At 71.3% G+C, this 9,937-nt stretch carries 8 protein-coding genes; 7 read left to right on the forward strand and 1 reads right to left on the reverse strand.

Going from position 1 to position 9,937, the window contains the following annotated elements; all coding sequences use genetic code 11:
- The first annotated feature begins 12 nt into the window (after window positions 1-12).
- Together ACWDEX_RS03840 and ACWDEX_RS03845 are read left to right on the forward strand one after the other, a co-directional pair.
- The gene (locus tag ACWDEX_RS03840; RefSeq protein ID WP_450461556.1) at window positions 13-1,992 is read left to right on the forward strand and encodes an NHL repeat-containing protein; all 1,980 of its coding nucleotides are present in this window, start codon (window positions 13-15) and stop codon (window positions 1,990-1,992) included.
- A gap of 155 nt (window positions 1,993-2,147) precedes the next feature.
- Complete coding sequence (locus tag ACWDEX_RS03845) at window positions 2,148-3,590, forward strand: DUF1996 domain-containing protein (RefSeq protein ID WP_450461557.1); 1,443 nt, start codon at window positions 2,148-2,150, stop codon at window positions 3,588-3,590.
- A gap of 67 nt (window positions 3,591-3,657) precedes the next feature.
- Here the strand turns inward: ACWDEX_RS03845 and ACWDEX_RS03850 are convergent, their stop codons facing one another.
- Window positions 3,658-4,149: a hypothetical protein gene (locus ACWDEX_RS03850; RefSeq protein ID WP_450461558.1), complete on the reverse strand. Its 492-nt coding sequence runs from the start codon at window positions 4,147-4,149 to the stop codon at window positions 3,658-3,660.
- Window positions 4,150-4,582: 433 nt separating this feature from the next.
- On the opposite strand from ACWDEX_RS03850, the gene ACWDEX_RS03855 reads away from it, so the two are divergent.
- From ACWDEX_RS03855 to ACWDEX_RS03875, 5 genes are all read left to right on the forward strand, one after another.
- On the forward strand, window positions 4,583-5,110 hold the full coding sequence (locus ACWDEX_RS03855; protein WP_450461559.1) for a tetratricopeptide repeat protein: 528 nt from the start codon (window positions 4,583-4,585) through the stop codon (window positions 5,108-5,110).
- A gap of 80 nt (window positions 5,111-5,190) precedes the next feature.
- Window positions 5,191-7,116, forward strand: coding sequence for a hypothetical protein (locus ACWDEX_RS03860; protein WP_450461560.1), 1,926 nt, complete (start codon window positions 5,191-5,193; stop codon window positions 7,114-7,116).
- A 98-nt stretch (window positions 7,117-7,214) separates the two neighbouring features.
- A complete protein-coding gene (locus ACWDEX_RS03865) occupies window positions 7,215-8,093 on the forward strand; it encodes a metal-dependent hydrolase (protein WP_450461561.1) in 879 nt (292 codons plus the stop codon).
- On the forward strand, window positions 8,093-9,142 hold the full coding sequence (locus tag ACWDEX_RS03870) for a PDR/VanB family oxidoreductase (RefSeq protein WP_450461562.1): 1,050 nt from the start codon (window positions 8,093-8,095) through the stop codon (window positions 9,140-9,142). Before ACWDEX_RS03865 ends, ACWDEX_RS03870 begins: the two co-directional genes overlap by 1 nt.
- Window positions 9,143-9,198: 56 nt before the next feature.
- The gene (locus tag ACWDEX_RS03875) at window positions 9,199-9,915 is read left to right on the forward strand and encodes a TetR/AcrR family transcriptional regulator (RefSeq protein WP_450461563.1); all 717 of its coding nucleotides are present in this window, start codon (window positions 9,199-9,201) and stop codon (window positions 9,913-9,915) included.
- Window positions 9,916-9,937 lie beyond the last annotated feature (22 nt).

Here is a 9,937-nt window from a genome sequence, read left to right on the forward strand (position 1 = left end):
GGTCCGAAAGCCATGACCAGCTCAGACATACGTGCTCGCAGACTCGTCGCCCCAAAGAGGCGCCACGCGCCGACGTGGGCCGGAAGCCTGCCACTGGCTTCGTTCATCGCCACAGCGGCCTCGGCCGCCATCGTCCTCGGGACAGTCGACGTCCCGGCATCGGCGGTCGGTGCGGGGACGAACGCCTTGCAGGGGACAGCCACCGGGGCGGGGAAGCCGCTGCGCGGAGCCCAGGTCACGCTCTTTGCCGGGGCACCGTCCGGCGCCAGGGTGCTGGGCCGGGCCACGACCGACACACACGGCTCCTTCCGGCTCTCCTACGCCAAGCCCGCCGACGGAGTGCTGTACGTCGAGGCAACGTCGGCGCAGGGGCGATTCCGGCTGCGCTCGGTCGTGGGGGTCGGTGCGGGCGGCGGTGTACCTCAGCGGACCGAGAACACCGTGACCGTCAACGAACTGACCACCGTCGCCACCACGTACGCCCTCGCCCAGTTCAGCGACCGGCGCGGCATTGCCGGTACCGGTCCCGGGTTGCAGAACGCCGCCGCGACATCCTTCAACCTCGCTGATCCGGTCACCGGCAAGCCGGGAAGGGCAGTCACGGGCGACAACGCCAACAGCGAGACCCTCGCCACGCTGAACTCGCTCGCCAACCTCGTCTCCCTCTGCCTGACGGACACCCGGCGCTGCGACGAACTGCTCCGGCTGGCGACACCACGCGGCGGCACCCGGCCCACTGACACGGTGCAGGCGGTTCTCAACCTGGCCCACAACCCGACGCTGTCCCCAGCCGGTCTCTTCACCCTGTCGCGTACGGCGACGGTCTTCACCCCCGCGCTCCCCGCGGCTCCCGCCGGATGGATGCTGGCGGTGCGCCATACCGCTGCGGGCCTCTACGCGCCGGGCCGCATCGCGTTCGACGCGAAGGGCAACGTGTGGGCGACCAACAACTGGCTGCCCGGAACGCGAGACCCCAGTCCGTTCGTCACCGTCCTCGACCCGGCCGGCCGGCCGACCCTGGGCAGCCCCATCAGCGGCGGCGGTATGAAGGGCGGAGCGTGGGGCCTCGCAATCGACCACGAGGGCTCGGTCTGGGCGCCCAGTTACGGCGGCAACGCGATGTCGAAGTACTCGGCCGCCGGCGTTCCGCTGTCACAGCCCTCCGGCTGGAAGAACGGTGGCCTCGTCAAACCGCAGGGTGTCGCTGTCGACCAGCGAGGCAACGTATGGATCGCCAACTCCTACGGCCTCAAAGGCGCCGCCGGCGCGGGCAGCGTCGTCGTCTACCCGCACGGTGACCCCTCGAAGGCCGTCACGATCAAAGACAAGAGCTTCAACCACCCGTTCGCCATCCAGATCGACGGCAAGGGCCGGGCCTGGGTCACCAACAGCCACATGGCCTTCTCCGAGATCCTCGAAGCGCGGCGGCCTGGCCAGGTCGGCGGAAGCGTCACCGTCATCGGCCCCGACTTCAAACCGCTCACCTCCATCCACGACAGCTCGCTCCAGGCGCCTATCGGGCTCGCCCTGGATTCGAAGGGCAACGCCTGGACCGTCAACTTCTTCAGCAGCGCGGTCACCCGGATCCGCCCCGACGGAACCGTGGCGGGCGTCTACCGGCTGCTCAAGAGAATCTTTCCCTGGTCTGTCGCCATCGACGGTCAGGACCGCGTATGGGTCGCCGGCTTCGGCAACTCGTCCGTGTCACTCCTGTGCGGCGTGAACTCCGCCGCCTGCCCGCGCGGTTCTTCCGCCGGCACCGTCCTGTCCCCCGAACAAGGCTTCCAGAACAAGGCCATCCAGCACCTCACGGCGGTACAGATCGACTCCTCCGGCAACGCCTGGCTGGCCAACAACTGGTCGAGGATCCTCCCGCCCACTGGCGGCGTGGGTCTTGTGGAACTCATCGGCGCCGCCGCCCCGGTCTGCACCCCTCTCACCCCCCTACCGACACGACCTTCATCAGCGGCTCCGAATTCGTGCCCCGAGTAGACCGCGGCGGCTGGTTGCGGCAAGTGTGGCGGCCCTGTCGGTTCCGGCGTGCCCTGGTGCTGAACACCCCACGAGCCCCACCCGTATAGGAGGGAGCCGCTTCATCCCTGTCGGGCGCCTCCGGCCCGAAAGGTAGTCAGAGAGGTTCCAATCCAATGGGACGCACCACACGAAAACGCCGGACGTCGTGGGCCGTCAGGGCCGTTGCCGCATCGGCCGCCCTGGCGCTCGGCGGGGGCGGGCTGATCTGGGCGAACTACTACGCCTCGGCGGACGAGACAAGCGCGACGAACGCAACGCGGAACAGCGCCGAGTCCGCCGGTGCCCAGGTGGCCACCATCACCTGCCCGGACGTCGGTCAGCAGCTCACCGACGTGCCGAGCGCCGCAAAGCCGGACGTCGAAACGGAGTTGGCGGCCCTCGACCAGCAGCTCACCGAGGCGTACGCCCGGCTGGCCTCGACACGCGAGGCGCAGGCCGGCGACGCGAGCTTCGTCCCGGACACCGTTCTCGGCCCGCTCAAGGACCAGCGGATGGAGGCCATCGGCCGGATCAAGACCGACTTCCGGCGTGCGGGCACCGCCGCCCCCTCCTCGCTCGACAGCCTCGCCGCCTGCACCGGAACCACCGCGCAGCAGGCCCAGCTCCCGGCGGGTGGGCGCGACGGCCGCGGTCAGGTCGGCAACGGCCCGACCGCGGCGGACTTCGTGGACATCACCAAGATCCGGCCGAACGTCCCGGCGAAACCGCGCAGGACCGGCAACGCGTCGACCGGGACGTTCGTCACCGCGTGCGGTGTGAACGCCAACAAGAACCACAACACCGACAACGTGATCGTGGCGCCGGGCGTGCGGAACGGCGCACACCACCTGCACGACTACGTCGGCAACCAGTCGAACGACGCCTTCGCGGACAACAACACGTTCGCGGCGGCCCGGACCAGTTGCCAGAACCAGCAGGACAAGTCGTCGTACTACTGGCCGGTGCTGCGCGCCCAGGACGGCACGCGGGACTTCGACCAGAACGACGACGGCGGTGGCAAGGAAGGCAACGTCGGCCGGATCCTGACGGCCAGGCAGGCGCGGATCACGTTCGTCGGCAGCCCGACGAGCAAGGTCGTGGCGATGCCGCGGTTCCTGCGCATCATCACCGGTGACGCCAAGGCCCTCACCAACGGCCCGGGGAACGCCAACGCGCACTGGAGCTGCACCGGCTTCGAGAACAAGGTGCAGCTCACGGAGCAGTACCCGATCTGCCCGCAAGGCAGCCAGGTTGTCCGTACGTTCGCCTTCCAGAGCTGCTGGGACGGCCAGAACATCGACAGCGCCAACCACCGTACGCACGTGGCCTTCGCCGACGCGGACGGCACCTGTCCAGGCGGTTTCCGGGCGATCCCACAGTTGACGATGCGCCTGGTGTACAGCGTGCCGCGGCCGACCGTCCGGAACGGCCGGGTGAAGAACGCCTACGCGGTGGACGGCTTCCCCGAGCAGCTCCACAAGGCGAGTACCGACCATGACGACTTCATCAACGTCATGTCCGTGAACCTGATGAACAAGGTCGTCAACTGCGTCAACACCGGCCGCACCTGCCGGTGAGCCGTGGAGAAGGCCGGCGGTGGCACTCCCCCCCCCCGCCGGCCTTCGGCTCCCAGAACCTGCGCGGTCAGCCGCCGTGACCGGAGTGTGTGGCCTCCCGCCCCCCACCACCGCTCGTGCCCGAGTGGTGCGAGGCCCCCTCCTCGATGGTCCCGCCGAGCCGGCCGCGCAGCGCCGTGACCACCGTCCGCTCCCCGACGGCGACCCATCTGGCGCCGACGAGATAGCAACCGCCGTAGTCCTTGGCCTCGCCCAGCCACTCGCGCTGGCCGCGGTCGGTGGCGAAGGTCGCGAGGACGAACCGGCCGTCGGCGTTCTCACAGACGCCCTGGCGGATCTCGTCGGCGTCGGTCTGGACACTCGGCTCGCAGTTCACGTCCGCCGCCAGGTCCTCCAGGCTGCCGGTCGCGGCCGCCGGGACTGTGTCGTGGGCGTCGTGCGGTCCGCCGCAGCCGGTCAGTGCCAGCAGGACGACGACCGCGCCGACCGTCAGTGCCCCGGCAGACGACGTGGCTGACGTCGTCTGCCGGGGCACCGGCTTCTCGCGTGTCCACCTCATGTGTTCCTCCGGTCGTGGCGGCCGGGCCGCTGGGATCCCGCTAGGGGCCTGTTCTGAGTTGCCCGTCGTTCGCCCGGAGGGCGGGCGTCGCGGCGTCTGGTGCTGGGGGCACCTCCCACGCCGTTCAGGCAGTGGGGGAGCCTCGCAAGGCGGAGGGTCGCCCGCGTACTGGGCGTACGCGGAAGCGATCCCGACAACGCGGCGTGAGGGTCCCCCCTGCTCGAAGAGCTTGGGGGAGTGCCGTGCCAGGCGTCACGGCGCAGGCGGGCAACTCAGAACAGGCCCTAAAGGGCCTTGCCCTTCCGTACGGCTCCGGTGCGTCCTGTGCTCAAGGGCACTACGGGTCCCCGCCAAGATCGTGAAAATTCCCGCCCTGGCGCGCACACCTGTGCGAAGGTGGGCCGCGTCAAGGATCCGGAACGAAGGGGGACGCGTGAGCACCGGGGACTGGGAGGATCGCGTGACCGCCGCCTGGGCGGCTTTCGACGACCACGTCGGGACGGCATCCACCGGCGACGTGGCCGCGGGAGAGGCGGACTTCCGGGCGGTGATCGACGCCCTCGTCGCCGAGCTGCCCGACGACAGCCCGCTCGGCCCCTTCGAGCGTGCCTGCGCCTGGGACTCCACGGGCCACTCGGACAAGGCGGTGCCCCTGTACCGGGAGGCGCTGGCGCGCGGCCTCGACGGCTACCGGGGGCGCCGGGCGAAGATCCAGCTTTCCAGCTCCCTGCGGAACATCGGCCAGGCGGAGGAGGGCGTCAAGCTGCTCACTCCCGAACTCGACGCTCCATCGGACGAGTTGGACGACGCGGTACGCGCCTGCCTGGCCCTCTGCCTGTCCAGCCTGGGCCGCGACCGCGAGGGGCTGTCCCTCGTCCTCGGTGCGCTCGCCCCCCATCTGCCGCGCTACCAGCGGTCGATGGCGAACTACGCGCGGTTGCTGGTCGAGCCGGAGGACTGATCCTTCGGCGGGCCGTCCGCACCGCACCCCCTCCGGCCGGGTCCAGGTGACCAACGTCGGCCTCGTTCGTTTGGCTGGACGTGCAGCCACAGCATGTCGCCCCGCGCCGAACCTCGCACTCCCGACCGCTCGTCGACATCGAGCAGGCTCAGGCCGCGCTCGTCGAGCACTACCCGCGGCTTGTCCGGCTCGCCTATCTGGTGCTGCCTTCGGGCCTCGGTCGCGACCGGCGGGTACTGAGCGCGCACGCCCTCACCCAGCGGGCGCTGCCGCGCGGGCGTGCCTCCGCGCCCGTGATCCCTGCCCAGGCCGGGGGCGGGGAGGCCCGCAACGGCGACCCGGCTTACTCCTTCGTTCGCCTCCGGGTGGTGCGTTCGGCGCTGGAGGCGGCCCGTCCGCTGGGGCGTGCCGCCTGGCCGAAGCGGTCCCAGCTACCGCCGCTGCTCCCCCAGGTGTGGGGTATGCGGCTCTTCCCCCGCTCGGGCAGCGCCGAGGAACTCGTCCTGGACCAGTGGCTGTCCGCACTCCCCGCTCCGGCCCGCGCCGCCTATGTGCTGCGGGGCCTGGAGAAGCTGTCCGAGGACGGTGTGCGCAAGGTGCTCGCGGCGGCGGGTGTCGCGGACCCGGCGGCGGCCGTCCGCGCGGCCGCGCGGGTACCGGCGCACGACGCACTGCTCGGCTCCCCCGGGTTCGACCCGTGTGCACTGCAGGCACGGCCCACCGATCTGAGGCGGCGCAGACAGCACACGAAGGCCGCCCTCGCCGCCGCGGCGGCCGTCGCGGTGTGCGGCGCGCTGCTCACGCTGCCGGGCGGTGGCTGGGGCCCGGACGGCGCGGCAGCCCCCTCGTACGCGCAGAACCCGGCCGCGCAGGCCGCCCTGGATCCGGCGAAGGTGACCAGGGTGCCGGCCCTCGCGTGGAGGACGGCGGCCCGTACCGACCTGTCCGTGTGGCCCGCACGCGGCACCCTCACCGGCGACAGGGCGTTGCTGCGGCGAGCGCTCGCCGTGTGGGCGCGGCCGGGCGCATCCGTCCAGGTCTCGGTGACCCCCGGCACGCCCTCGGGCGGTCCGGCCGGACCGCCGCAGCTGCTGTACGCGGGTGAGGTCGACTCCGCGCGTGTGGTGATCTTCTACGACGGTCTGCGGGTCGCGCGCTACGCCGAGCCGAGGAACGGCACGGACGGGGCCGCACTCGACCTCGCCCGGGTCGACGCGGCCACCGGCGCCGAGGCGGACGCGGTGGTGCTGGGCCGCGCCGACGGCAACGTCCGTTATCTGACCGCCCCTTGGGTGACCAAGGCGACCGAGCGGGACCTGATGAAACCCGCGTCCGGGACGATGGACCTGGGTCTGACCGACGGCGTGACCACACCCCTGGCCAGCCCGGCGCAGCAGACCGGCTCATGCGCGTCGTGGCACGTGCTGGAGCTGACCGACGGCTTTGGGACGCGGCTGCTGACCGACCTCGGGGAGCTGACGCCGGCGCACCTGACCGTGGGGCGGCCGACCGCGCCGCGGGAGGTGTCCGGAGCGGTGGCACTGCGCACCTGGTCGCCGTTCGCGTGCTCGCTCGCGGCGGTGCGGTCGCAGGGAGTCCGGTCCGTGAACGCGTGGGAGTACGCACGGCAGCCGCTGCCTGACGATTCGGGGTCCGCGGCGTGGGTGTGCACACGGGCCGACACCTGGCGGGGCGACGGGCCTCGGGTGCTGGCGCAGGTCCACACACCGGGCGGGGCGTACGGAGCGGTGGCGGCGAAGGCCGAGGGCGTTCCCGCGTGCGGCGCCAAGGATCCGCACGCGCTGGCGGGCGTGCTGTGGAAGTCGGCGGCGGGGAGCTGGTACCTGCTCGCCGCCGGGAGCGAGGACACCGCGTCGATCAGGGCTACCGGCGGGGTGAGCGGGTCGGCGCGGGGCAACCTGCTGGCGGTGCGGACGAAGCACGGTGCGCAGGCCGCGTTGACCGGGACGCTGACGAACGGGAAGACGGTCAGCGGGCTGCGTTAGGGCGCGGCAGCGTCGCACCGTCGCGGCAGGGCGCTGTCGCGCGGGAAAAAGCGACCCGAGGGGTTCTGCCCGGGCTTACCCGTCAGTACATTGACGCCATGTCTAATAACCAGGCCCGGGTGGCGCTCAAAGCGCGGAGAGTGTCCTTCTCCTGGGAGGGCACCCCCTTGCACTGGGTCCCCGAGGACCCGTTCACCTCGCACACCATCAACGTGCTGCATCTGCTGCTGCCCGCCGGTGAGCGCTGGTTCGTGCACGTCTACAAACAGGTGCTGCCGGACATCCGGGACGAGCGGCTCCGTGAGGACGTCATCGGGTTCATCGGCCAGGAGGCCGTGCACTCGCAGGCCCATGACGAGGTGCTGCCGCATCTGAGGGAGCTCGGCCTCGACCCGACCCCGTACACCGCCCAGGTCGACTGGTTCTTCGAGAAGCTTCTCGGCGACCGGACCCTGCCGCCGGGCCGGGCCCGCAGATGGTGGCTGATGGAGCGGGTGGCACTCATCGCGGCCATCGAGCACTACACCGCGTTCCTCGGCGACTGGGTGCTGAACGCCGACGAGCTGGACCGCCGCGGCGCCGATCCCACCATGCTGGACCTGCTGCGCTGGCACGGCGCCGAGGAGGTCGAACACCGGTCGGTGGCCTACGAGTTGTTCATGCACCTGGACGGCGACTACCGGCGGCGGGCGCGGACCTGGGCGGCCGCGTTCGCCGCACTGGTGTTCCTGTGGCAGCGCGGGACGCGGTTCTTCATGGAGAACGACCCGACGCTCGTCGCGGGCCGGGCCACTTTCCGGGAGTTCCACCGGCGGGGCCGGGAGGGCGTGCTGCCGTCGACCGGCGCCATCGTCAGATCCGTACCCCGCTACCTGAGCCGTTCGTACCATCCCTCGCAGGAGGGCTGCACCGCGCAGGCCGTCGCCTATCTCGCCTCCTCCCCCGCCGCGATCGCCGCCGAGAAGGGGATGGCGTGATGCCCCGGCTGCGGACGGTCGCGGCCGTCACGGGTGCCGCGCTGCTCGTCCGCAGGGCGCTGCGCCGCCGGATCCAGGTGTCGCCGCTGTGGCCGCTGCCCGCGCTGGAGGAGCCGATCTCCGGCCGGCCGCGCACCCGCGCGCTGCGGCTACGGGTCGCCCGGCACGAGAACGTCGCCGACGGTGTCGTACGACTGCGCCTGACTGGACGGGAGTTGCCGCGTTGGGAGCCGGGCGCGCACATCGACCTGGTGCTGCCCTCGGGGCTCATACGGCAGTACTCGCTGTGCGGGGACACCGCGGACACCTCCTCGTACACCGTGGCGACCCGGCTCGTCGAGGACGGGCGCGGCGGGTCGCGCGAGGTGCACGAGCAACTGCGCGAGGGGACGGAGGTGGAGGTGCGCGGGCCGCGCAACCGGTTCCCGCTCGTGGCGGCGCCCGCGTACGTGTTCGTGGCCGGTGGTATCGGTATCACCCCGATCCTGCCCATGTTGCGCGGTCTTCCGCCCACCGCGCACCGGCGGCTGCTGTACTGCGGGCGCAGCCGCGCCTCGATGCCGTTCCTGGACGAGATCGAGAAGCTGGGAGGTGACCGGGTCACGGTCGTCGCCGAGGACGAGGACGGACGCCCCGACCTGGACGCGCTGTTCGCCGACGTGCCCGCGGGCGCGGCCGTGTACTGCTGCGGTCCCGAGGGACTGATGACGGCGGTGGAGGCCCGTCTCCCCGAGGGGGCCACCCTTCACATGGAACGGTTCGCGCCGCGTGCCACGGCAGACGGCGAACGCTGCTTCGAGGTCGAACTGCGGCGCAGCGGACGGATGGTGAAGGTGCCGGCCGACTCCTCCGTGCTCGCCGCCGTCCGCGCGGAGCTCCCGGGCACCGTGTACTCCTGCGAGCAGGGCTTCTGCGGGACCTGTCGGCAGCGGGTGCTGGAGGGGGACGTCGACCACCGGGACGAACTGCTCACGGACACGGAGCGCGGTGACTCGATGCTGATCTGTGTGTCACGGGCGCTGGGTGAGCGCATCGTCCTCGACATGTGAACAGCCGTAACCGGTCCGTCCCGCTCCAGGCAGGATCCCATCGGTAAGGTGTTCGTATGACTACCGGGGTGCGCCGCAGAATGGGAGTCGATGAGCGGCGGCAGCAGTTGATCGGTGTCGCGCTCGACCTGTTCAGCCGGCGCTCTCCCGACGAGGTCTCCATCGACGAGATAGCGTCGGCCGCGGGTATCTCGCGGCCGCTGCTCTATCACTACTTTCCCGGGAAACTAAGCCTGTACGAGGCGGCGTTGAAGCGTGCTTCGGAAGATCTCGCGGCGCGGTTCGTGGAGCCGGAGGAAGGCCCGCTGGGGGCACGGCTGCTGCGGGTGATGCGCCGCTTCTTCGACTTCGTCGATGACCACGGGCCCGGTTTCGCGGCGCTGATGCGCGGCGGCCCCGCCGTCTCCGCGGGCAGCGCCCGCGCCAAGGACGCGCTGTCGCGAACGACCGTACTGATCGACTCGGTGCGGCAGGCCGCGTACGTCCAGATCCTCGCGCATCTGAGGGTCCAGAATCCGCCGGCGCGACTGGAGCTGGTGATCCGCTCGTGGATCTCGCTGGTCGAGTCGACGGCGCTGATCTGGCTGGACGGCCGGCGGGTGCCGCGCGGTGAGCTGGAGGTACAGCTCGTGCATGACTTCGGGGCGCTGGTAGCGGTCAGCGCCGCGTACGACGACGAGATGGCGGCGCTGCTGCGCGGCGTCCTGCGGGACGAGCCGAACGACGGGCCCTTCGCCGACCTGGTCACCCGGCTCGTCGCCCTCGCGTCCTGAACCGGTCGGCGCACGGGAAGGG

This window comes from Streptomyces sp. NPDC001020 (assembly GCF_053599115.1).

Excerpts from the sequence above, each read along its gene's own strand:
- ACWDEX_RS03865 (WP_450461561.1), top strand. The coding sequence starts at position 7,215 with ATGTCTAATAACCAGGCCCGGGTGGCGCTCAAAGCGCGGAGAGTGTCC.
- ACWDEX_RS03845 (WP_450461557.1), top strand. The coding sequence starts at position 2,148 with ATGGGACGCACCACACGAAAACGCCGGACGTCGTGGGCCGTCAGGGCC.
- ACWDEX_RS03870 (WP_450461562.1), top strand. The coding sequence starts at position 8,093 with ATGCCCCGGCTGCGGACGGTCGCGGCCGTCACGGGTGCCGCGCTGCTC.
- ACWDEX_RS03875 (WP_450461563.1), top strand. The coding sequence starts at position 9,199 with ATGACTACCGGGGTGCGCCGCAGAATGGGAGTCGATGAGCGGCGGCAG.
- ACWDEX_RS03840 (WP_450461556.1), top strand. The coding sequence starts at position 13 with ATGACCAGCTCAGACATACGTGCTCGCAGACTCGTCGCCCCAAAGAGG.
- ACWDEX_RS03850 (WP_450461558.1), bottom strand. The coding sequence starts at position 4,149 with ATGAGGTGGACACGCGAGAAGCCGGTGCCCCGGCAGACGACGTCAGCC.